General features: G+C 58.6%; 20 protein-coding genes. 3 read left to right on the top strand and 17 right to left on the bottom strand.

All coding sequences use genetic code 11. From position 1 onward, the window contains the following. Window positions 1–689: 689 nt before the first annotated feature. From RYH80_RS18425 to RYH80_RS18415, 3 genes are read right to left on the bottom strand one after another with little or no spacing between them, the layout of a single operon-like run. Window positions 690–1,373 carry a hypothetical protein gene (locus RYH80_RS18425; protein ID WP_370905561.1) on the bottom strand — a complete coding sequence of 228 codons (684 nt, stop codon included), beginning with the start codon at window positions 1,371–1,373 and terminating at the stop codon, window positions 690–692. A 20-nt stretch (window positions 1,374–1,393) separates the two neighbouring features. Continuing rightward, entirely contained in the window at window positions 1,394–2,134 is a 741-nt protein-coding gene (locus RYH80_RS18420; RefSeq protein ID WP_370905560.1) for a hypothetical protein, read from the bottom strand. A 39-nt stretch (window positions 2,135–2,173) separates the two neighbouring features. Next, window positions 2,174–2,461, bottom strand: coding sequence for a DUF7545 family protein (locus RYH80_RS18415; RefSeq protein ID WP_370905559.1), 288 nt, complete (start codon window positions 2,459–2,461; stop codon window positions 2,174–2,176). Between the two features lie 126 nt (window positions 2,462–2,587). On the opposite strand from RYH80_RS18415, the gene RYH80_RS18410 reads away from it, so the two are divergent. The 3 genes from RYH80_RS18410 to RYH80_RS18400 all read left to right on the top strand — a co-directional run bounded on the left by RYH80_RS18410 (window position 2,588) and on the right by RYH80_RS18400 (window position 6,283). Then, complete coding sequence (locus RYH80_RS18410) at window positions 2,588–3,019, top strand: hypothetical protein (protein ID WP_370905558.1); 432 nt, start codon at window positions 2,588–2,590, stop codon at window positions 3,017–3,019. Window positions 3,020–3,075: 56 nt separating this feature from the next. Beyond that, window positions 3,076–4,902 carry an Hsp70 family protein gene (locus tag RYH80_RS18405; RefSeq protein WP_370905557.1) on the top strand — a complete coding sequence of 609 codons (1,827 nt, stop codon included), beginning with the start codon at window positions 3,076–3,078 and terminating at the stop codon, window positions 4,900–4,902. 427 nt (window positions 4,903–5,329) lie between these two features. After that, window positions 5,330–6,283: a DUF7537 family lipoprotein gene (locus RYH80_RS18400; protein WP_370905556.1), complete on the top strand. Its 954-nt coding sequence runs from the start codon at window positions 5,330–5,332 to the stop codon at window positions 6,281–6,283. Between the two features lie 57 nt (window positions 6,284–6,340). On the opposite strand, the gene RYH80_RS18395 is transcribed toward RYH80_RS18400, so the two are convergent. From RYH80_RS18395 to RYH80_RS18330, 14 genes are all read right to left on the bottom strand, one after another. After that, entirely contained in the window at window positions 6,341–6,799 is a 459-nt protein-coding gene (locus tag RYH80_RS18395; RefSeq protein WP_370905555.1) for a hypothetical protein, read from the bottom strand. A 239-nt stretch (window positions 6,800–7,038) separates the two neighbouring features. Continuing rightward, a complete protein-coding gene (locus RYH80_RS18390; RefSeq protein ID WP_370905554.1) occupies window positions 7,039–7,743 on the bottom strand; it encodes a hypothetical protein in 705 nt (234 codons plus the stop codon). Between the two features lie 407 nt (window positions 7,744–8,150). Then, on the bottom strand, window positions 8,151–8,555 hold the full coding sequence (locus tag RYH80_RS18385; protein ID WP_370905553.1) for a hypothetical protein: 405 nt from the start codon (window positions 8,553–8,555) through the stop codon (window positions 8,151–8,153). A gap of 89 nt (window positions 8,556–8,644) precedes the next feature. Next, entirely contained in the window at window positions 8,645–9,484 is an 840-nt protein-coding gene (locus RYH80_RS18380; RefSeq protein ID WP_370905552.1) for a GP88 family protein, read from the bottom strand. A 377-nt stretch (window positions 9,485–9,861) separates the two neighbouring features. After that, entirely contained in the window at window positions 9,862–10,611 is a 750-nt protein-coding gene (locus tag RYH80_RS18375; protein ID WP_370905551.1) for a DUF8108 domain-containing protein, read from the bottom strand. A gap of 95 nt (window positions 10,612–10,706) precedes the next feature. Further along, window positions 10,707–11,354, bottom strand: coding sequence for a hypothetical protein (locus RYH80_RS18370; RefSeq protein ID WP_370905550.1), 648 nt, complete (start codon window positions 11,352–11,354; stop codon window positions 10,707–10,709). 347 nt (window positions 11,355–11,701) lie between these two features. After that, window positions 11,702–12,931 (bottom strand): hypothetical protein, encoded by a 1,230-nt coding sequence (locus tag RYH80_RS18365; RefSeq protein ID WP_370905549.1) that lies wholly within the window; start codon window positions 12,929–12,931, stop codon window positions 11,702–11,704. Window positions 12,932–13,458: 527 nt separating this feature from the next. Further along, entirely contained in the window at window positions 13,459–14,376 is a 918-nt protein-coding gene (locus RYH80_RS18360; protein ID WP_370905548.1) for a hypothetical protein, read from the bottom strand. 7 nt (window positions 14,377–14,383) lie between these two features. Then, the gene (locus RYH80_RS18355) at window positions 14,384–14,863 is read right to left on the bottom strand and encodes a hypothetical protein (protein WP_370905547.1); all 480 of its coding nucleotides are present in this window, start codon (window positions 14,861–14,863) and stop codon (window positions 14,384–14,386) included. A 2-nt stretch (window positions 14,864–14,865) separates the two neighbouring features. Then, entirely contained in the window at window positions 14,866–17,505 is a 2,640-nt protein-coding gene (locus tag RYH80_RS18350) for a VWA domain-containing protein (RefSeq protein ID WP_370905546.1), read from the bottom strand. A gap of 89 nt (window positions 17,506–17,594) precedes the next feature. Next, the gene (locus tag RYH80_RS18345; RefSeq protein ID WP_370905545.1) at window positions 17,595–18,548 is read right to left on the bottom strand and encodes a hypothetical protein; all 954 of its coding nucleotides are present in this window, start codon (window positions 18,546–18,548) and stop codon (window positions 17,595–17,597) included. Window positions 18,549–18,577: 29 nt separating this feature from the next. Then, window positions 18,578–19,438, bottom strand: coding sequence for a DNA adenine methylase (locus tag RYH80_RS18340; RefSeq protein WP_370905544.1), 861 nt, complete (start codon window positions 19,436–19,438; stop codon window positions 18,578–18,580). Beyond that, on the bottom strand, window positions 19,431–20,234 hold the full coding sequence (locus tag RYH80_RS18335) for a DNA adenine methylase (protein ID WP_370905543.1): 804 nt from the start codon (window positions 20,232–20,234) through the stop codon (window positions 19,431–19,433). The genes RYH80_RS18340 and RYH80_RS18335 overlap by 8 nt, the downstream gene beginning before the upstream one ends. 16 nt (window positions 20,235–20,250) lie before the next feature. Further along, window positions 20,251–22,023 (bottom strand): AAA family ATPase, encoded by a 1,773-nt coding sequence (locus RYH80_RS18330; RefSeq protein WP_370905542.1) that lies wholly within the window; start codon window positions 22,021–22,023, stop codon window positions 20,251–20,253. Between the last annotated feature and the right edge of the window lie 37 nt (window positions 22,024–22,060).

The following is a 22,060-nucleotide window of genomic DNA, read 5'->3' as shown; positions in this document are numbered from 1 at the left end:
CAAAAGTCATGAGGGCGATAAAGACTGTATGGGTGCCGCCTACAATGGTCGCTGGCCCGACGAAGGGCATGACACGGCAGAGTTTATTTATAAGGGTTGACGTGTCGCTGGTGTGACGGTGGCTCTCGTCGCATCAGGGGTGTCTCCAAAGGTAGGCTCACACCCTACTTCAGGGAGTTTCAGCTTGGGCAACGTGTCTGCCGGAAATCCGGCAAAAAAGAAGCGCTCAAATCATCCTTGAAACCACTCTATGACTTCACCCGACAATTACTCACCTAACAGTGTATGGGAAAGTTGGTGGGCGGCACGGGACTTTCAACCTCATTCTCATCGTGATAAGCCTCGTTGTTTCAGGGGTGTGAAGTTCGACCGGGGGTCTTATCCGGGCGAGGCAATAAACAACACTGTATGGAGATATACAAACTTATGCTGTTGTCTGCGTCTTCGGGGGCTGTCAGTAGTTGGGTGCTGGGGGTATTGTTCAACCTTGAGACATCGGCCACTGTGTTGTTGGGCGCAGCCGTCGGGGGGGCTGTAGTCATGGGGATATCTCTCGTTTGGACTGAGGTGCTCGGTACCTTCCAAAAGATTGGTAGGAAAAGTCCGAAAGATGACTGAGATCTAACCGATGATCAGGTGTATCTCATGGCGGAGCAAGGCGGAAACCTCCCTTTCAGGGGTGGGCTAGTCTACTCTAGGGCGACGAAGTAGGGGTCTGCAGGGTCGGGGATATCTTCGAGGCGCGATGTGACGTAGTTGCGGGCACCAGGGTGCTGGTTGTAGACGGCTTCAATGATGGAGGTCCACTGTTCGTCTGAGACAGTGGCGAGTGAGTCAATGGCGTTGCCTGTCTTCCCGCTGAGGACGTCACAAAGCTGGTCAAGTGTATCCCATACTTCTCCATCTGTTGCTTCTTCTAAGAGCCGGAGTTCGATGCCTTCGGCGAGGCCCTTGAGGAGCCTGCCTTGCGCTCGCACCAGTATGTCGGTGTAGGTTTCGATCGTTCCTGGGAAGTCGTTAGCGATCTCGAGGATTGCTACGATTGTTTCTGCGGGGATGGGGTTGTCGGCGCTAATCGTCTCGAGGTCGGTCAGGAGTGACCCGGTATCAGAGGTATTGGTGACCGTGTACCCCTCGGCCTCAAGCGTCGCTTCGACCTCCAGCGGAAGGACTGTTAGGTCGTCTGGTGGCTGGTAGTGAAGGTGGGTACGTCTGGTCTTGGTGTCCGGTGACGTGATGCTGAACCAGTAATTTTCACCGTTCCCGTTTTGCCGGTGGTGCGAGACGACAAGTTCGCTGTCGAACCGCTTGAGGACGAGATGCGGCCCCTCTGTGTCGAGATGATCAACGATCTGATCAGCGATCTCAACCACACGGGTCTCTTGGGGTCTTTTCATATGAATTCAGTGTAGTGTTTGTCCTCGTTCATGACGTGGGCGAGGATTCCGATATCGTCTCGATTCACCATCTCTATGATCGTGTCTTCCGGTACTGGGTCGTGGTTATAATCAGTTGTAGCGAGTGCACTATCGGGGGTGTCAGCGTTGGTGTGGATGTATGCTAGCAACCCAGCTGCGTACACGTTGGGTGCGAGTGACCGTAGTCCAGACCAGCCGTCCGGGTGTTCGTCAGCAAGTCGCTGCTGGAACGCAGTGTTGATCGTATCGATATCTCCAGTACAACTCCACTCGATGGCGTGGAGTATCTCAGCGGTGGTGCGTGCGCTGTCGAACACGATTTCTGCCCGGTCGATATGACGGGAGTCTACATCGGTGATGTGACTCATCGCGAGGCTCAGTTGTGTCAAGGCTACACGCCTGTGATGCGCGCGCCCTGTGATCCCTGAGAAATCGCTTGCTTCGTACGTGTAGCCTGCGACCGAGAGTGCGTCAGTAACACAGTCTGGGATACCTTCTGGGTCGGTGGTTGGGTTCACGGTGGCCGTCTCGGGATCGGCAACTGCGAACGTCCAGCTGTGTCTATCGTCGATTGATTCGGCTGAGATCGTTGCAGTGACCCGACTCGTCCCCGAGTCGTACTCGTGTGATTTGATCGTGAGGTCACACCCGTGGTGGGGGCACGATTCTGAACAGGTCTGATCGAACGGCGGGAGTGAAATCGTTGTGGTTGACATGTGTCGGCTGGTCGTGACCAGATGTCTCTGGAAGGTGGCCTACTCAGCGGAGAGCAGGTCGTCAATGGATGTGTCTTCCTGCTCGCTGAGGAGTTCCTCGAATTTTTCGACCGCAGCTTCTTCGCCGGGGCGGATGTCGTCGCCTAGTTCATCACGCATTTGGCCGGCTGTTGCTGCGAGAGCGAGAAAGAGCTCACGACCGGCATACTCTGCTTGCGTTTCGCCGACATCAGTGAACTTCGGAATGGTATCCTCTGGGACGGTCACTGTTGTCTCCGTATTGTCTGGCGCTTCGATTCTGAAGTCGACGGTATCAAGCTCCGTCATACCGGGGTATACCGCGGCTCTCCTGATAAGCCACGGGGTCTGGTGTTCTGGTGAAAGATGGGGGGTGCGTGAGGTATTCGTTGGTGTTTTAATCCATGCGTCACTGTATATCAGTGTCAGAGAGCTATGCCAGAGCGTGATGCCCCCTCTAGCCCGATTGATACACCGATTGAGGTGATGGGTGTGCCTCCTGATCGCGCTCGCAGCCCGGAAATCCCAGTAGCACTTGAGTTCGAACTTCTCAATAACGCTGCGGAGGGGCCGCCTGAGCCTGTGGTGTTGTGGGCTATTCGATGGGAGCGATTCATCGATAATAGTCTTGAACTGCCGTCTCTCCCGCCGGAGTATGAGGGGCCAGATGAGCCTCTCAGTGGCATAACCAATGCTAGGGTGATTGAGTCGCAGCGTGGGATCTGTCTACCTGTTGCGATCGATTCACCGATCGGAGAAATCCAGCGGGTGGAGTTGCCAGAGATTCTGTTCGATCGGTCTCCCTCGCTCTTCGAGGCACACGCCCGCCACGCGTTTCAGACGTGGCACCCACTGATCGCTGAGTAGCCAGTCAGGTACCTGCTAGCGGTATGTTTAACAGTTGACGGGGGTTTATGGTGGGTATGAGCACGACTGTTGGCGTAGATCTGGGTACGACAAACACCTTGCTGGCGGTGTATGATTCATCGCAGCAGGCAGATATCGTCCGCAATCGTGAAGGGGAGGAACAGACTCCCTCTGTCGTTCATTACGCCGGTGAGGATGTCACGGTCGGTAATGCAGCTCTTTCGCAGCAGAACAGCGATCCCGAGAACACTGTCGCTGAGATTAAGCGGCAGATGGGTGACGACATCCGTGTTGAGGCAGGCGGGAACGAGTTGCGGCCTGAACAGGTGTCTGCTGACATCTTGAAGACGGTGATGAGTGAGTGTGGTGAGACCCACAACGAAGAGTTTGAGCAGGCAGTGATCACGGTCCCAGCGTACTGGAGCGACAATCAAAAGAAGGCAACCAAGGACGCTGCCGAAATCGCCGGGATTGACGTCCAGCGGCTGCTGCCCGAGCCGACCGCTGCGGCTCTTAGTTACGGGTATGACCGTGACTCGAACGAATCGAAGAATCTGCTTGTGTTCGACCTTGGTGGGGGGACGTTTGACCTCTCGATGGTGAAGGCTGGCGGTGGTGTCTTCGAGGTTACGGCGACAACGGGGAACAAGGATCTTGGTGGCGAAGACTGGACTGACGAGTTCAAAAAGTACATCAGAGAGAGGATCGAGGAAAAGTACGGTGATCCGCCGAGGGACAGACAATATCTTAGGGAACACGATCTCCTCAAAGAGAGCGATGACGATGCTGGGCTCGGGACTGAACAGCAACTCCGCAAAGCAGTGAAAGAGACGAAGCATCAACTCGCGTCAAATAAGAAGGCGACAGTATCAGTTCCATTCATTAGGTTGGCGGGTGAGGAGAATAATGTCAAGACTGTCGAGATTGATGTCACCCGTGAAGAATTCCAGACCGTCACCTCGCATCTCCTTGAGGAAACCCGTGACCCGATCCAGAAAGCGATTCGAACCGGTGTAAACGGTAACACCGACGATGTCGATGATGTCTTGCTCGTCGGAGGGGCGTCGCGGATGCCGCAAGTACAGGACCTGATCGAAGATGTCATCGGGACCGAGCCACAGCTTGAGGACCCAGAACGCGCTGTTGCCAAAGGTGCCGCTATCCACGGCGGAACGTTGGACGACAAGACTGAAGATATCGTACTTGTCGACAACCTCGCGCTCAGTATCGGTGTTGCCGAGGAAGGCGGTGTGTTCAAACCGATCATTGAATCTGGGAAGTCATATCCTACTGAGCGGACGCGAGTGTTCACGACGGCTTCGGACAACCAGACAAGTGTCTCGATTCAGGTGTATCAGGGCGAAGCTGAAATGGTCGACAACAACGAGTTGCTCGCCCAGTTCCGGCTCACCGGGATTGAACCACAGCCTGCGGGTGACCCCAGAATCGAGGTCACGATGCGGATCGATCACGACGGCCTGTTGAACGTCACTGCTACTGACCGTGCGACGAGCAACAGCTCCTCTGTCGACGTTGAGGGTCGGACGGGGCTGTCACAGGAGAAGATCGAGGAATTGAAGCGACAGGCAGAGATCCACGCTGAGGAGGACGCGCGCGAGAAGCGGTTGATCAAGCTGCGTGGGGAGGCTCGTGACTTGATCGCTGATGCTGAGGAGTCTCTGTCTGAGTACTCCGACGAGGTCGCAGACCAGACACTTGAGACAGTCAAGCAGGAGATGGACGCACTGAAATCACTCCTCTCAGAGAGCGATCCTGAGCCAGAGAGGCTGGAGGACAACGTCGAGAGTCTCCGTGACGCGGTGTCGTCTGTTGGTGAGGACGTATACTCGTCGTCGTCGACTGGGAGTCTCGGCGAGTCTTAAGTTGTTCGACGCCGAAACTGTCAGGGGCTGTTCTGCTGTTTCGGGGCGTATACGCCTCTTATTCCGACGAACACGTGAGGTGGTATCCACACGTTTTTGTGCGGTACCGCGGTATCGATGTGTGTCCATGCGAACCACTGTTCAAGCTCTTGCGCTCGCGGCCTGTGTCCTTCTGGCAGGCTGTGGGCTCGGTGGCCCTGCAGGTGGGCCGGCCGAGACCAGTACGAGTACTGCCCCGGCACAATCACAGACTCCTGCTAGTACAGCAGCGTCAGCTACGACCACGTCATCGTCGTCATCGAGCACCGGGAGTGCCGGTGGAACGGCCACGGCTACTTCGACGTCAACAGCGACGCCGTCAAGTGCAGACACGAGTAGCGGTCCATTCGCCGATGTGTCGTTCCCGGCCGGCGCGAGTAAAGACGGCGTGACGCGGAATCTCTTCGCGACACACAACCAGCGTATTCAGAACGCAGACAACTTCACGCGACATGCCACGCGGGAGGACATCACTGGAGACGGGCCGTACGAGTACAATTTCACCCACCAGGTCGCACTGGAGGAAGGTGAGGTCGTGGTCGACGGCGAAAAGCAGTTGCTCGGTGACGCTGATTTCCGGGGCTACGCGCCGAACCGCCGGACAGTTGGTGTCCGCGATGTCTTGAATGATGGATCGCTCACCGAAGAGTGGGCGTACCCGTATAGAGTCGTCTACCCGCATGAGGCCTACCCCCGGGCTGAGGAGATGTATGCGCTTGCCCAGCATGTGGATCTGACGGCCCAGACTACACGGACGTTCGACGGTGAGACTGTGATCGTGTACAGTGGCGTCGCGAACAGGAGCCTCCCGAAGCTGAGTGGAGAGTTGACCGGCGTTGATCGACTCAATCTCTCGCAGTTGGTGATCGAGATGTACGTGACCGAAGACGGCGTCATCAAGCAGTTCGAATACGCTGCCGGGTTCGCAAACGTGGCAGGGGAGACCATCTATCAGCAGAAGGGGGTAACGACCTTCCGCGATATCAACGAGACGACGGTCTCTGAGCCCAACTGGTACGAGAGTGCCGAGGCTCGGAGTTCGAGCTTCGAGACGCAACTCCGGAACGGCCAGATCGAAGCGACGCTCCGTGGGAACAACACTATCCCGGCAGGCGCCGAGATCACGTTCGCTGTCGAGAGTATCCAGAAGACGGTGACGATTGACCAAGCGATCGAACCCGGTGAGCGCATCTACATCGCAGTCACTGATGAGGAGCTCAACCCACGCTTGTCCGTGGGGAGTCCCGTGACTGGTGATCTGTTCGTGATCCAGACCTTGTCGGTCGAGATCCGGGTCTCCATCGACGACAAAGTGGTGCTGGTGACGGACCAGATCAACTAGCGACGACGCTTTTCTATTAATCCACGGGTAGCCACGGGCCACCGCGCCCGTGGTAGTTCACTGGCTGTCCTGGGGACCGACGACTGGTGAGAACCGGGCGTCGAAGGCACGCTGGAGTTCGTTGAGGAACTCCTGCGTGAGCACTTCTGTGACGGAAAACAGGAACTCGGAGCCGGTGCCGAGTTCGTGCCCACTGAGGACGGTCACGGCCCGGTCCCGGAGTTGTTCGCGAGCAACTGCAGCCACTTCAGGGAGCATCGGTACCGAGGCCAGCTCAAGGAAGGCCTGTTCGAAGGCAACAGGCGCTGCCTGGATGATCTCGACTGACAGCCGCGTGGGGTCCGAGAGCCGCGTGGCGAGTTCCTCGGCGACCCGTGCTGCCAGCGCCCGCGCGGTAGGAATCTCCCACTGTGCGAGGAGGTCGTCTCGAAAGAACTGGTCGAAATCCGCCTGTGCAGGAACCGAGACAGACTCTGCAGCCGGCGATCGCTGTGTCGAAGAGCTTGGAGGGACCATATCTATCTCCACCAGCAACTACTGGTGTGGCCCACTTAAACGACAGGGAGGTGAGGGCGGTGGCTTTATCCCGTGGGCGATGAATTCCTCTGGTGCCGGCAACCCGACATCACTCAGCTGAGGTACGCCGCGAGAGGGCTCGTCTCCAGCAGGGGGAACTGGTGGACACCGCCCTCCTCGTCGGTCGTATTGGCACCGCACTCCTCCATCGTGGGCTCTTCGATCAAAGAGACTGTCGTTCAGTCGTCCGCGTAGAGGTTCTGAATGTACACGTTACCAGCGTCTTTGTCGATACAGAGCCTGCATTGGCCGCACTCAACTTCACCGTCAGATAGGTCTTCGGGGCATCGAATTCCATCCTCCGGGATGGATTCGACGTCGTCGACGACGACGAACCGACGGTCTGCGCTGTCGATGTTCGGATTGGAAGCGTTCACAGTTAGCGTGTCTGTCTCGTCGAATGGGAGCCAGCTGGAAGCTGTGTAGGTGTACACGTCGTACTGTGGAGCGAGGATGTTGGCGATCGCTTCCGCCTTCAGCACATCGTGTCTGTTCCGGAAGTCGCCGGACTGCGAGAGCCGCAAGATGGATACGTCTGTCCGCTTTCGGCGTGCTACACGGTCGAAGGCGTCAGCGAACGTGGCCGGGTCAAGATGATCCCACACGATTTCTTGTCGGCGACGGTACGATAGCGCGTTAGGAAACCGCTCGTTGTTCTTCGCGTAACAGTCCCCTTCTGAGACTTGGCAGCGGTCGGTCCCGAGATTCAGACAGTCTGTCGCCGAGTTGAAGTTGAAGACACCGATTTGGTCCGAGAGCTTGCCGTTGTTGCCGAAATTCAGGTGGTCATTGAGGATTTCCGTCCACTCAGTGAGGGGATTTACTGCTGCTTCTGCGTCGCGGATGCGAGCACGAAGTTCGTGGATGCCATTGACTTCCTCCACAGGCCACGGATACAGCCAGTCTGGAGCGATCGTCTTCGACAGTTCACTGTCATCAGGCGGATCGTATTCGTGTCCAGACGAGGGCAGTGTCCCGTCTTGAGAGAATTGGGTAAACGATGTCTGGGAGCTAGGCTCTGCAGGCATGACTACTCACCCTCAACTGTGAGTACAAACCCCTCTACACACTCTGTGGGATCTTCGTGCATGGAACCGTGCACACAAGCACGAACCCTACTTCTTCCTCTGATAGACGGTAGTGGTCTTGTGATACCAGTATGTATTCTTCAGTGATACCTATCGTCTCGAAGTTCCCAATGGATTGGCCTACTTGTCGGGTGTCTAGGTCTAATTCGTCCTTTTTGATAGTCGACTCTCTCTGACGTGATGGGGGAGAGTGGATCTGGGCTCTACTCAACCAAGACCTGTTCTTCGGTTTCTCCCAGCTTAAGCCGCGTCAACGTCCCGTCTGGCGACAAGGTGAGCACCTCGGCTCCTGGTTTCCAGCGGAATTTGGTGTGTGCCACAGTCCTGATCTTGAGAGGCGTATTGATGTGGGGTGTCACCTTCTCGGTGAACTCCTTCCAGTCTGGATCTGCGTACGGGTCTCTGTGCTCAGCCTCGGTAGTCGGGTGATGGACTGGTCGAAGATACCCATTTCCGGCCACGTGCAGTTTCCCACGCTTCACTTGGATGTTGGTGTCTGAGGCATGTGGGCCGACGAGCAGTGTGAACTCGTCGAGGGCCGTCTCTAGCTCATCTGGATTCGATACTTCTGGCGTGTTGCCTGCCGTGGCAATGTGTTCAGTGGTCATATTTGTAATGTCGATTAACTTGCTCGATACCTATCCAGGGGTGCGGCCACCCCAACCATTCTCTGGGAAAACAAACACTTTGACGTGGTCTAGATCTTCTTTGTGTAGATATCACCTGCATCGGAGTCGAGACAGAGTTGACACTGCCCACACCAGATGTCGTCGGTCAGGTCTTTCGGACACTGAATGCCGTTCTGGGGGATGTCTTCGGTGTCCTCGACGACGATGAATCGTCGATCGGCGCCGGCTGCATGTTCGTTTGAAGCGTTGACCGTGAGTGCATCGGCTTCGCTCAGGTCCAGCCACGTCGACGCGGTGTAGGTGTACACTTTGTACTGCGGTTGCAGAATCCGCGCGATTTCTTCGGCTTTCAGTAGGTCGTGCTGGTGGCGAAAGTCGCCGCTCTGGGGGATTCGTAGGGCATCAACCCGGTTTCGCTTCCGCCGGACGATCCGTTTGAACGCAGTGGCGAACGTGCTTGCGTCGATGTGGTCCCATATGATCTCTTGGCGTCGGCGGTAGTGGATCGGATGCACCTGACGGTGTTCGGCACGAACGGCGTAGCACTCATCGGGTCCCACCTGGCAGTAGTCGGTGCCTCGATTGACGCAGTCGTGTGCAGTATTCAGATTGTAAATACCGACGGTCTTGCCGACCTTTCCAGAATTGCCGAACGTGATGTGGTCTTTGATCAGTTCGGTCCAGGCTTTGAGCCCATTCAGCGCTTCTTCGGCGTCGCGAATCCGGCGTCTGAGTTCGTGAATCCCCTCGATGTCGTTGACGTCGTACGGGTACATCCAGTCGGGGGCGATAACGTGTTCGAGTTCGTCGTCGTCCGGCGACTCGAACGTGTTGCCGGTTGTAGGCGTTCGGTTGCCTTTGTAGCTGGTTAGTGGCGCCTGCGCTTGGTTTGGCGTCGCTTCTGACATCTCACAAAAACCTGGAGGTACAAACGCTGCTGGCGTATGTGCCCTCCTTCTGTGAGCTCTTGTTGGAAACTGTATATTGCTATACTGGATCTGGGGTCCGACTTTCGGAAGGGAGTGTCAGCTGACTTGAGTCTGTGGGGAAGCGCCCCAATCAAACGTTTAAACCACTATTTGGGACACTCTGAGTCCACTTTTGCAGCAATGTAAAATGGGGAGATGAGTAAAGATGCCAGTGAGAACAGTGAAATGCCAGAGCTGAGAAGTGGCGATTGTACTACTCCGAAGGAGACTGCCCACAGCAGGTAGACGTTGATAATACCGATTACTCCAACTGCGATACCTCCTACCAAGCGGATTCTTGTGGTTGGGGTCATTCGTCAGTTGTGGTTCGTTTCTTGATCGGTGTTTTTAGACTTGTCTGGAGTTACTTCTTGATCAGGGTTGTCAGTTGGGGGTCTCACCTGGTCCTGATTCCACGGCTCGTTGCTATCAGCTCGGGAAATATACGTTGCGAGATCTGCTTCATGACACTTTTGGCATTCAGTTGTCCATCCAGAAGCATCTGAGTCTCGCCAGATTGGCACCCCGCTGATCACAAATTCCCGTGCGTAGTGGTTCTCAACGCCGTGGTATGTATAATTTCCACAATTGAGACATTTGTCATGGTAGTTCTTCCCACTACCACTTTTGTCAATGGTCCATGTTCGCTTCTGGAACCCGAAGGCAGTCGGCGGGTACTCTCGTTCAATCCACCCCGATGAAGAGTTGTTAGCCTCTTTGTCTGGCAGGGGAGTTGGAAGAGATGGAAGCCACCAACCAAGATTACTAGTTGCCGCAGATTCGACTGCAGAGGGGACTCTTTCTAGGAATCTCCTTGTGAGTGGATTCGTAATCAAAAAGATCCCGAACAGGAGAACGGGCATGATTCTGGTCATAATGCGGGCAGCCCCTGCTATTAGAATAACTGGAAAAGTGAAACCGGGTGCTGTATTGATGATGTAGGTAAGCTCTGGCAGAATCACTGATCTAGCATAGACCATAAAAAGAACACTAGAAATCAGAAAGATCAATGACACGCCGAAGTTTACTGTTGTGTTGGAATCTTGAGTCGGATCAGAGTTAGTCATTGCTGGATGTCCCGGAATTGGTTTGCCGGTAGAGGTCCACTACCTTGATTGTTAGGCGAGTCTAGCATTTGTATGCCACCTTTTATATCTGGTCTTCAGCAGAACCTCTTGAAGCTTACTTGTTCGGATTGGATTGACTCATCTTTGGCATGTTCGTTCGCTGCAGCGACCGCAGTCCGAAGTGCGTTGATCGGCTCTGGGATCACGTACGGTGGCCGGTTGTAAATCGGTTGTTCTGCGTCGTTCTGTTTCACTTCGTCAGGGAGTGTGTGGACCGTTGAGCGTGCAGTGCGTGCTATGAGCTCTGCATGGCTTTCGGTGGGGACGACGTCGCACTGATTGATGTCTGGGTGGGTTGGGTTTGGCGCTGTCAGATACTGTGGTTCAGTGTCTGTGTCCGGCTGCGCTGCGAGAACGCGTTGGCCGAGAAACAGCGGGTCTTCCCAGCCCGCTGGCCGGTGGTCGTACGGGTCAACTCTAATGAATGCATCTGTGTCGGGGTTGGTGACGGTCGTTGCTACCAGCGGCGCAGGAAAGTTCGCGAGTGGGCGCCGATCGCGTTCGATATGTGAGTTGTCTCGAAATTCGATTTCGCCGACTTCCCACGGATCGGCGAGCGCGGCGATCAGTTGTGAATGCACTACGTCTGGATCTTCGGTTTTCAACGCCTTTGGCAGCGTCTTGAACGTGTGGTGAGGCTGGGAAGCCATACAAATGTCCTGCCCGGAATCGAACCGAGCCATACCGGCCACGAGGACCAGAATTGAATTCGCGTACAGACGAGTTCGTCAGTCGTTTTCACCGATGCTCGCGCGGTTCCAGATCTACTCCTGTCGGATCAAGTTCAGCCTCCCTCACCTTGGTGAAGCATTCGGGATGTGCTTCGCCACTGCCTACTGCGTCTGCGATGTCCCGGATCAGTTGAGTTTCCTCGGGGCGCCTGACTTCGTCTGCTCCGGTGAGGTTTTTCGGCTCGATTTTCTGTGTGCGGCGTTCGTCTGCCAGCCCACCGCACAAGACGCACGTGACGCTGTGAGTTTGCTTCCACTCTGTTGACATTGTGAATCAATAAGTAGGTGTGCGGGGAGCGTCAGGCGTCGTCCGGATCGATTCGCGGTGCTACCATGTAGAGAGCGTTGATGGCGTCCGTGTCCACGGAGATCTTGGTCGGGAAGTCGTCGCCCGTCCGAATGGTCAGGTCGCCGCTCGGGAGGCCACTCTCGACTTCCTTGAGGTACTCCAGCGCGAACAGCGCTTCCGTCTCGTCGAGGTCCAGCGCTTCGGCGCGATCTGCGTCGATTTCGAACCGCATGTCGTCGGTGTCGCCAGACGCGGAGACCACGAACGTGTTCTCGTCAGGGTCGCCGGCCAGCGAGACGTAGTCGCTGGTGAGGTCTGCGGCGCTCAGTCCACGGCTGAACACGCTCTTGTCCACGGTAGCGGTTGTCGGCAACTCCAGCTCCGGGATCTCAGGAATCTCTTGAAGCGACTCCGGCTGGATGGTCCCCATCGAGAAGTGCATCCCACCGGCGTTGATCTCCAGCTTCCGCGTGTCGCTGTCGTAGTGAAGATCGACGAGGTCGTTGCTGTCTGCAGTCTTCAGGTAGCTCTGGAGTCGATCGAGGTCGACTGCGATCGTTCCGACGGACGGCGAGAAGTTCTCAAGGCTGGACCGCCGGAGTGTGGCGTCTGCCATTGCGACGCTCGCGGGATCGACGAGTTTGATGTGGATGCCGTCCTCTCGGACGAGGAGGCGTGTTTCGTCGTCGATTGCCGACGCGACACCCAGGAAGTCGCGAAGAAGCGATGCGTCGGCCACGACATGCACGTCGTCGGACGGGACGGCGTTCGTGTCGATCCCATCCTCCTCGTCATCCTCAGTGTCGCCACCGGCGTTCTCCGCGGCCTCACTTCCTTCCTCGGCGTCTGCTGCGTCGGCGACGTCCTCGGTACCGGCATCACTGTCGGCGCCACTGGCCTCGACATCGGAGCTGGCACTCGTGTCGGCATCGACATCTGCGGCGTCTGCGTCCGCATCTGCCGCTTCGTCGACTGCTTCGTTGGCCTCCGCATTGGCGCTGGATTCGGCATCGGCACCATCGGAAGCGGCTTCGTTGGCTTCGGTCTGGTTCTCAGCGTCGTCACTACTCTCACCGTGGATCGTCATCGTCGGGCCACCGCTGTCGGCGTCGGTGTCGGCATTGTTGGTCTCGGCGTCGGTGCTGTCGGAGTTGGCGTTTGCGGACATGGAAAATCGAACATCGCCTGTGAGCCTGCACAGGCACAGTGGTTTTCGGGGTTGCCCCGACGGTCGGTCCATCCACCTCTGCACGCACAAACTCGTGTGAGCGCTAGAGGGACATCGGCTTGGAGCGCGGGGTGTGGTGCGGCGGCGGCATGCCTGTCAGTCTGTCCATCGGCTCACCTTCATCTGGTCGTACAAACGTTCCGGTGCTAGGGAGTATCATCTTCTGGGGGGTCGCTCGTGTCGAGTTCAGACGCGCGAGCAGGGAACTCGCAACCTGTGCACACGTACAGTGAGTGGCTGGCCGATGCCTGATAAAGATACGAGCGCATACCCCCGTCTTCAGGCGGGGGTCAAGCGGACACCTGGCTCGTTTGTCAATGGGTTTATGACTGTGGCCCCGTTAATTCGGTTGCTACGGACTCGGTGAGAGGCCGTCCCCGAACCACAAGGGGTGGCGAACCGGCGGTGGTTCGCACGGCGATGACACGGAGTCCGATGGGGCCTCATTGGCCGGGCCACAGCCCTACGAGGGAGACAAACGAGAGTTCCTCCGGTGTGTCGCCGGTTCCCTCCGAGTGCGGGTTGGAACCTCGAACGCCTCACTTGGCGGAAATCTGAAGGTCGGATTCCACGTCCTGAAGGACGTGGAGGAGGTCAAGGCCTGTTGGTCCTCTTCCGAGGCGTAGGTCGGTCTCACCACACTGTGGACAGGCGGTGGTGTCGTCGACGAGTGGCGTGAGCCGGACTGCTTCGGGAGAGATATTGCCACGCACGTGCAGATCGGTAGCGAGGTTGATCGCGGCCCGATCGCGAAAGTCCTCGATGTCCGGACAGTGTTCAACGCCAGGGGAGAGGACCGTCCCAGCCGCGACGGCCTCGGCGTGAGAGGCGTGGACTGTCGCGACCGCGGCGAAGCTTGCGGACGGTGTGCCGTGTTGATGCCGGTCGGTATCTGCACGAAGGAACACCTCGTCGATCGTCACGCAGCGATGCGTCGGCAGGAACCACGCGTTCAACATGAGCGTTCCACCGGGCTTGGTGACTCGGACGAGCTCGTCGACGAGCGCCTGCTCCTCTTCCGCTGTGAGGTCTTTCCACGGCGGATCGGCGACGGTCCCTGAAAATGCGTCATCGGCGAGTGGGAGGGCCGGCTTGAAGATATCTGCGCGGATGGTCGGTGCCGTGTCGAGCGCTTCCTTGGCCCCGCAGTCGTGTGGCGTCTCTGCGTCCAGAAGCTGTCTGACCGGATCGGTCAGCGGTGCGTCGGGCGCGATCACGTCGGCTGCGACCTCGCGAACATCGTGGTCGGTGACGCGGTCGTCGTCATCGAGCGAGTTGATGATCTCGGCTGGTGTCTGCAGGTCAACACGAACGTCGCCCACCGGCGAGAGGCCTGCGGCGACGTTGAGCGTTTTCCCCTCTGGGAGATTCTCTCGAACCCATGTTTCGAAGCTTGTCGGCCATCGCCATGAGTTGGTGAACGCGTGGGAGGCAGCGGAGTGGTGCTGTGTTGCCATACGAGCTTCAGCCGTCGGTGGCAGCAGAAAACTCAGCAAGCGTGGTAGAGCCTTCCTGTGCAGAGGTGTCTAGAGTCGCCACTCGGTATCGTGTGCGGACGTAGCGGTCCTCGGACTCGTAGCCTGCGACCACCTGATCGACGGGTGTGGCAGCTTTCGATTCAGGGGTGAAGTTGGGCGCAGAGTGGATCACGGTCCCGCCGTCACGTGTCGCCTCTGTCGCCCGATACAGCGGTTGGTGGCGCTGGAAGACCCCGCGTTTCTCGAGCAAGAGGACCGTCGTCGCGACTGGCTCAGTGCTTGACTGGTTGAGGTACTCGTTGATACACCAGGTTGTGATCTCTGGTGCGACCGAGTCTGGGAATGGCCGCACTGCTGCGAGGCGATCTGGAGTACTGACCACTGCGATTGGTGCGTCTAGGTCGGTCCACCAGTCGGCGTCGGCCTGTTCCACGGTGTCGGCAGCGAGAGAGGCTTCGCGGAGCATCGTCAGAGGCCGGTCAGACTGGCCGCAAATCGGTCGAGCGTGTCGACGAGGTTGTCCCCCGATGGAAGGCACGTGTGTTCGACGAACGCCTCTGCAAGGCGGTCATCGGCTGCTTCGGCACCAATGCGGATGCCGGCGACCGGGAGCCGTGCGGATTTGATGACATCGATGCAGTCGCTGTTGCTTGCTGGCGCTCCGTCGGTCACGGAGACGACGAGTGGTTCTTTCTGCTGGCTTCGTGTGTGCGCGACTGCGAGTTCGAGCGCGTCCGAGAGCGGCGTTCCACCACTTGTCTCGTCGGTGAGAAGGCGGTCGTGAACGTACTCGAGATCGGTCGCGACAGGCTTGATGAGCCGGGCCTCCTCGTCGTAGAAGTCGATGATCGCGACGTCCATCGCGAGTTCCTCTGCGGCGGCTGCGAAGAGCCCGACAGCGCGCACTGCCGTGCCGATCAGGCTGTTGGTTCTGCCCCCCATTGAGCCACTGCGGTCAAGAACCAGCGTGAGGACGTACTCTTTGTCCTCGCCCGGCATATCTCTCGCGAAGATGCCGGTTTGTCCGGTGCCGACTTTGTGGACTGCCGTCGTGTCGAGTGTTCCTGTCGATACGCCGCGACGAGTGTCGTCTGGTTGTGAGAGTCGGAGCGCGTTGGCGAGCCGGTCGGCGACGCGATCCTTCTCTTGCTGGATCTCGTCCCAGGAGGGGACTGTGCCAGTGGTACGCGGTGGCTCCGGGAGGACTGAAATCTCCTCAATGTCGCCGTAGCCGCCTTGCCCGTTCGAGAGGTCGGCGTGTTCGTCGCGGTCCAGTTCAGCGTCGAGCCGGCTGATCTCGTCTTCCACGCGGCTCAGTGCCGGTGCCGCTCGATCCTGTTCGCGGTCGACAGCGTCGGCGTCGTGTGAGAGGTCCACGTCGCTCGGCGTCGCGTCGTGTGCTGGAGTCGTGTCTTGAGCCGACTCGGAGTCCGCTGCGCTCGACTCGTTGGGCGCTTTCTCGTCGGACGTGTGGTCGTCGTCACCTGCGTCGGGGGCTTCACTTGTCGCCTCTGTGTCGGGCTGTGGTGACGACTCTCTTGCCTGATCCGCGGACGCCGACCCAGACTCATCGCTGTCGGCGTCGCCATCTTGGTGATCAGGTGTGTCAGACTGGCTGTCCGACTCACTGCCTGCTTCACTGGTGGACGCACTGTCAGCACTCTCCTGGTTGTCGCGGGTGTCGGCATCGGAGTCACTGGCGTCAGCGTTGAACGCCGTGAGCGACGCCTGCTGGCTTCCAGACTCACTTTGGGAGTCCTGGTCGGGTGACGCGTCGGTCGGGTCTGTGCCGCTATCAGCAGGTGTCTGTGCCGTTTCGCTCTTGCTGTCGCCGCGGTCGGCCTCCTGTTCACTCGACCGGTCGCCACTGGGGTCGCTACCGTCGCCTTCTGTGGTGTCGCGTGCCTGTGCTGCACCGTCGCTACCTGCCGCAGACTGGTCGGACTGGTCGGACGCGATGGACGCGCTCGCGTCGCCGTCGCGACCGCTCTCTGCCGCAGACGTGTCGGTCGCCACGTCTTCCGAATCAGCACTCTCCTGATCATCGGCGTCGCTTTCGTCAGTCTCGGCGGTGTCGGATGTGTCCGGCTCGATCACGGTCGGCCGGTCGGTTGCCTGCTGTGTCACCGACTCGTGCGCGTCCTGGTGTGACTGTGGCGATTGTGTCTGTTGTTGGTGACTTTCTGAGTCAGTGGTGTCGCTGAGGTCTTCGAGCCGTGGCTTGATGGTGCCTTGGAAGAAGTCGATCACGGCCTGTGCGCGGTCAATCGACGCCGTCTTGTCGTGGTCGTGGACGCCGTCCCCGACGGACCGGTAGGTACGGACCTCTCGTGCGAAGCTGGCGAGTTCCTTCGAGATGGCGAGAAACGCCGTTCGAACGTCCGCGTTCTGGAACTGAACGCGGTCGTCGCTCGGGTTCATCAGTGCCCGGAATTTCCCCCTATTGAACAGGAGCATATCGAGGAGTGCCTCGTCGATGGCGCGACGGAACCCGAGCGTGATCGGATCATCTGGATTGACAGTGTCGACAGACTCCCGGAGAATCGACTGTGTAAGCGTAAGGCGATTGCCGGCGGTTTCGGTGAAGTCGTCGATCTCGCGGGCTTCGTATTCGATGGCGCTGTCCTCGATCAGGTTTAGCAGGCGGTTGACGTATGGTTGGTGCTGGTCGGCTACCTGATCGTCGACGAGTTCGGCTTGGCGGCCGCTCGCGGTTTTGAGGATGTGGAGGACTTCGTGGAGTGCAGCGCCGAACTGGAACGCACGGTCGACGGTGGCCTGATCGTCGAAAGGCGTATTCTCGAGTGGAATCTCACGAGCGGTGATGATGATCTTGAAATCGGCGTCGGTGTCCGTGTCGAGTTGGCGGGCGGCCTCCTCTGGGAGCCCGTTTTCAGCATGGGTGACGGCGTCGTCGCTCGTTGGGACGACCGCGGCCGTCGGGATTTGCTCGTGGAGTTCAACGTCGACGTTGGCCCTCACGTCGGCCGGGAGCAGTCCCTCAACGTAGGTCTGCAGCTTGCGGCGACGCTCGCTGCCTGACCGGAGCTCCGTCGGGGACGGCTGGAGTTTCTCCGTCGCTCGCGACGGCTGGAGGTTGGTACTCATCTCGGTCACCTCTGGAGGTACAAACATTCAGACGACGGAGTGGGGTGGCTCTCGCTCTGTGGACTCTTCGGGAAAAGAAAGCCTACTGCTCAGAAACTCGCGAGACCGGTTTGCTCGCTGGACTCAGTCTCACTACCACCATCGCCGTCGCCGCAGGCGTCAGCGGATGTTGCGCTGGCTTCTGTTGTCCCGGAGTCCCCACTCGACTGGACGGCTTGTTGGAGTTCGTCGTCGAGATCCGTGATGAACGGGCCTACCTCAATGCCGAGGTCATCACAGAGATCGGCGAGCGGGCCGCGAACGAGTGTTGCTGTCCGGATGTCCATCAGTAGTTCAGCAAGCGCAACGGCTGTCTGTGCGGTCTCTTCGAATGTCGGACAGTCCATCTCGCTCGGTGAGATGCGATGCCCCCCGGTTCCCCTGAGATTTGTGAGCGCAGTCTCGATGGAGATCGGTTTGACCTCTGGCGGGAGGGTGGGTGTCCCATCGTTGCGCGTTGGAATTGACCGTGGTTCACCGTTGACGTCTCCGAGGTAGCCCCAGTTGACTTCCGAGTCTGAAGGCTCGTGAGGCCGAGTGGTGGCTGCTTCCGGCGAGAGCTTCGCGCTGCGGCCGATCATGTCTGTCAGTTCCGGTGTCAGCGGTGCATCTATCGTGAGGAGACTCCGGCTGAGGAGGGAAACTGTGGCCTGTGAAACGATTGGAGCAGTTGTCAGTGTGGCTGTCGAGAGCGTGTATACCAGCTCGGTGAGTGTGACACGGCTCGGAAGCGGTTCGTGCCACTTCTCTTGTGGCTTCGTTGCGCGGCTGGTCCGCGCTTCGAGGATCGGCTTGATCTTGATCGTCCCGCTGACCTTGTCTGGGTCTGGGGGAGCAACATCTCCTTGCGGTGGGAGGCTAGTCACGATGGGATCGACACATCGTGCTTCGCGCAACTGGGCGAGTTCGTCGGATGTGAGTTCAGACTCGAGGTAGTCGTGGAGGCCGTGAGACTCGTGGGATGACAGTTGTCCATCAACACCTGTGAGTGTTGCCTGCGACATGCCAATCACTTCTGGTGGTACAAACCCTCTCAGGCCCAGTGAGCAAGAGAAGGGCTAGGGGAAGTCCCTGTATCTGGGGTGAACGATGTTAATAGCACATCTGAGCGTTGGGCTGAAGATCCAGAAGTATTCTCAGTCTGGCCGAGAGAGAACCGGGTCCATTTATTTTCCAACTGTGGCGTGTCCCGATCAAGTGTTAGGAGGATGTCCACGTTAGTTCGTGTAGCGAGTGCATCGAGTTTCGAAAAGAGTGTGGTGTGGTCGATGTCAGAGGCTGTGCGGCCGTCAGCGGTCTGGATCGTGTAGTGGTCGGCTGTGCCTCGATACGGTGGATCGACAAACACCACGGTGTGGCCCTCGTCTGGGACCGCAGCCAGCGTCGCTCGCCAGTCTTGAGCCCGTAGCGTCGTGTTCTGGAGGCGGGCACTGATCGGGTGGAGTCGATCGAGCGAGTTCCAGTACTGCCGGGCTGCGTTCCGGCGGCCGTCTGCAGTGGCACGGAAGCCAGCATCTTCCCCGTCAGCTCCGGCGAAGGCAGCGCGCCGGTGGAAGTAGTACAGGGCAGCGCGGTCTATCCCACGGCTGGATGGTGTCGTCTCGAAGATCACTTCCTGAGCGCGCCGATACGTCTCGCGAGCGTACGGATACTGCTTGAGACGGCTGATCAGTTCGTCGGGATGATCCCGGATGGTCTTGAGACAGTGAATCAAGTCTGCGTCCGCGTCGGCAAGATAGGTGATGCCTGGAGGGCGCGGAAGTGCCAGCGGGACTCCCCCTGCCCCGACGAATGGATCGACGAAGTGTGTATGTTGTGGAACCTTCTCGACGATCTCGTCGGTGTAGGCCGACTTGGAGCCTGGATACGGGAATGGTGGCGGTGTCTCAGGCATGGGAGGACAGGGATTGTTGGCTGGACGTTTGTTGCTCTCGGAAGTTCGTCGTGAGGATGAGTCCGTGTTCGTTCAGGTGTTCTTGGTGGTGGAAATCGAGCGCGTCGTTCTCAAACGGTGTGAGCATCGCCAAAGACGGATCGGCTTCGTCACCGTTGAACCAGAAGCACACGTTGTCCCAGAACCCGGTGTCGTACTCGTCTGGAAGCGGATGTCCGAACGAGGGGCCGTGGAACGGTGGGACGAGGAAAAACAGCGATTCTGAGCCAGCGTATCGGTTGAACAGAGCGGTCGTCGAACACGACTCGACGATGATCGAATCAGAGTGAATCTGCCGTGTGAGGTCCGTGACTGCTCTGTCGGCCATTTTCTTGGTGATGGTGTCGGCGGTCCAGAGCGCTGGGGAGACGAGATACGTGAAGGCTGCTGCTCTGTCGGTTTGATCGGCCGGACGACGGCGTTGCTGGTAGGCAGACCAGAGGCGACGATAGGAGAGTTTGGAAAACTCCGTGAGTGCCGCTATGACCCCGTCCCGGTTGGCACGGATGGCCCGAAACAGCTGGGGGATGTCGCCTTGAATGTCGTTCACGACCGTGTTGCGTGCGGGTTCTTTCGCGAACGCGAGCGTCCCGAATTCGAAGAACGGCTCGACGTACGTCTCGTGGTCGGGGAGCCGCTGGCGCACCGCGTGGCTATACTGCCGAGGGGGGATGTCGATGGGGACCGACGCTGATCGGTCGTCTACCTGTGTCGCGTGCTCGCTCGCTCTTGGGAGTCTGAAGCCGTCGAGTGCCATCTGTGGTGCGTGGTGGCTAGACCGTACTCTCGACGGCCTCGAAGTGCTCCTCGGGGTTCTGGCGGGGACCAGCGACAGCCCGCAACTGGTTCTTCACCGCGGCCTGCGGTGTCACCCCGTCGATCACGTTTTCGAGGAGAACCGTCAGCGACCGCGTTGAGAGCGTTGGCATTCGGTCGTTCGTCCGCGTTCGGTGGGCGAACTCGACGATGTTCTCGATCGTGTCGCGGTCCACGCGCCGCGCGCCGACTGGCAACTGTCGTTCGAGCACGTCTGCCTCGCGCTGTACGTCCTGCAGGTAAGGGACGTGCGCGGTTGCGAACCGGTCTCGCGTTGCTGCGTTCATCTCTTCGGACCCCTGGTACTCCCGCGTCGGCGGGTTCATCGTGATGGCGATTCGTGCTTCTCTGTGCGGCTCCACCAGGTCACCGTGCGACTTGATCAGCAGTTGGCCTTCGTTCAGGAGCCGGTGGAGCGCGATTGCAGCACCACTCTGCATCACGGGGAACTCGTTGATGACGACGAGGTCGCCGTTCAGGAGGCCTCGCTTCACTGGGCCGTCGCGAGAGACAACGACACCGTCTTCGTCGAGTGATCGCGGGCCGAACAGGTCGTCCGGCACCGTGGCTTTGTCGACGTCGATACTTCGATAGCCACGATTCGTCTGGAAGGCGATCCACTTCAGCAGGTAGTTCTTCCCCGCTCCGTGTGGGCCGACTAGGCGGATAGGCGTGTCGCGGCCGAGTTTGTTCGCGACGAACTCGTCCACCGGCACACCGAGTTCCGGATCGGTCGGGACCGCCGGTGGAACCGGGTCGCCGTCGTCGTCAACGGGAATCTCCGGCTGGCCGCGACTGGCCTTCGGCGCTGGCGCCGGAATGCGGTCGTAGTCTTTGTCCTCGAGTACAGTGAGGTTCGTTCGACGTTCCCCTTCGGTCCGGTCTGTGCCGACGGTGGTGTACACGGCCTCGGGCATGTCCGCACGCACCGAGGTGTCTGTGGAGGCCTTCGGAAGGCCGACTGAACTGCTCTCTTCCTCGATGTCGGTGACTGTGGCGGCGGCCCTTCTGTGCGGGTCGTCTGCGTTGTCGAGTGGTTCGATTGTGTCGGCAACAACATCCGGGACTGACGGCCGTCGTTTCTCGGCGGCTTGCTTCAGGTCGGCTACGTGGGACATGTCGAACTGTGCGTCCGTGTCGATACTGTTCTGGAGTTTCTTTGCTTTCGACGTGGTCAGCGTCGGCGACAGGTCGGCGATGTCCGCGTGGTCGGTATGGACGACGCGAAGTGCAGAGTCGAATTCGTCTGCCTCTTCAAGGTCTTCCTGTTCTGCTTCGGTGAGGAAGTCGAAGTCGTAGGAGGGATCGCTGGCGAGGTCGTCGACGCGGCTGAGAATCGTCTCGAATAGGACGGCATCCGACTCCTGTGCGATCTCCTCGTACGAGTTGAAACTGTCGAGCGTGCCGGCCGGAAGCTGTGCATCGTCGGGGATCAGCTGCTCGGTGTCGAGGGTGTTGACACTCTCGCCGAGGTACTCACGGACGATTTGAGGCGTCTGGCCCACCACGGAAACGGAGATGATGTTGCCGTCTCGCACGGTGATGCGATTGTCCTTCTCGATGAGCTTGCGGATGTTTTCCGGCGAGCGTTCAATCACGGCCACTGCATCGGCCGTCACTTCACCAAGTGGCAAGGCTCCTTCAGCCTGCTGCAGACGGATCTTGGCGAAGTGTTCGATCACACGGCTCAGAGTCGGCTCAATGCCGCTGCTGGCGGTTGTACTCGACATGGGTCACGCTCTCCTGCTGGTACAAATTCTGCGCGAG

Origin of the sequence: Halobaculum sp. MBLA0147, assembly GCF_041361345.1 — an archaeon.
In the GTDB taxonomy this organism is placed as follows: domain Archaea; phylum Halobacteriota; class Halobacteria; order Halobacteriales; family Haloferacaceae; genus JAHENP01.
This window is presented reverse-complemented; position numbering and strand designations above follow the sequence as displayed.

Bases quoted from the DNA above. Each gene is read 5' to 3' on its own strand.
- RYH80_RS18420 (WP_370905560.1), bottom strand. From the start codon at position 2,134: ATGTCAACCACAACGATTTCACTCCCGCCGTTCGATCAGACCTGTTCA.
- RYH80_RS18415 (WP_370905559.1), bottom strand. From the start codon at position 2,461: ATGACGGAGCTTGATACCGTCGACTTCAGAATCGAAGCGCCAGACAAT.
- RYH80_RS18410 (WP_370905558.1), top strand. From the start codon at position 2,588: ATGCCAGAGCGTGATGCCCCCTCTAGCCCGATTGATACACCGATTGAG.
- RYH80_RS18405 (WP_370905557.1), top strand. From the start codon at position 3,076: ATGAGCACGACTGTTGGCGTAGATCTGGGTACGACAAACACCTTGCTG.
- RYH80_RS18395 (WP_370905555.1), bottom strand. From the start codon at position 6,799: ATGGTCCCTCCAAGCTCTTCGACACAGCGATCGCCGGCTGCAGAGTCT.
- RYH80_RS18385 (WP_370905553.1), bottom strand. From the start codon at position 8,555: ATGACCACTGAACACATTGCCACGGCAGGCAACACGCCAGAAGTATCG.
- RYH80_RS18380 (WP_370905552.1), bottom strand. From the start codon at position 9,484: ATGTCAGAAGCGACGCCAAACCAAGCGCAGGCGCCACTAACCAGCTAC.
- RYH80_RS18375 (WP_370905551.1), bottom strand. From the start codon at position 10,611: ATGACTAACTCTGATCCGACTCAAGATTCCAACACAACAGTAAACTTC.
- RYH80_RS18370 (WP_370905550.1), bottom strand. From the start codon at position 11,354: ATGGCTCGGTTCGATTCCGGGCAGGACATTTGTATGGCTTCCCAGCCT.
- RYH80_RS18365 (WP_370905549.1), bottom strand. From the start codon at position 12,931: ATGGACCGACCGTCGGGGCAACCCCGAAAACCACTGTGCCTGTGCAGG.
- RYH80_RS18360 (WP_370905548.1), bottom strand. From the start codon at position 14,376: ATGGCAACACAGCACCACTCCGCTGCCTCCCACGCGTTCACCAACTCA.
- RYH80_RS18355 (WP_370905547.1), bottom strand. From the start codon at position 14,863: ATGCTCCGCGAAGCCTCTCTCGCTGCCGACACCGTGGAACAGGCCGAC.
- RYH80_RS18350 (WP_370905546.1), bottom strand. From the start codon at position 17,505: ATGAGTACCAACCTCCAGCCGTCGCGAGCGACGGAGAAACTCCAGCCG.
- RYH80_RS18345 (WP_370905545.1), bottom strand. From the start codon at position 18,548: ATGTCGCAGGCAACACTCACAGGTGTTGATGGACAACTGTCATCCCAC.
- RYH80_RS18340 (WP_370905544.1), bottom strand. From the start codon at position 19,438: ATGCCTGAGACACCGCCACCATTCCCGTATCCAGGCTCCAAGTCGGCC.
- RYH80_RS18335 (WP_370905543.1), bottom strand. From the start codon at position 20,234: ATGGCACTCGACGGCTTCAGACTCCCAAGAGCGAGCGAGCACGCGACA.
- RYH80_RS18330 (WP_370905542.1), bottom strand. From the start codon at position 22,023: ATGTCGAGTACAACCGCCAGCAGCGGCATTGAGCCGACTCTGAGCCGT.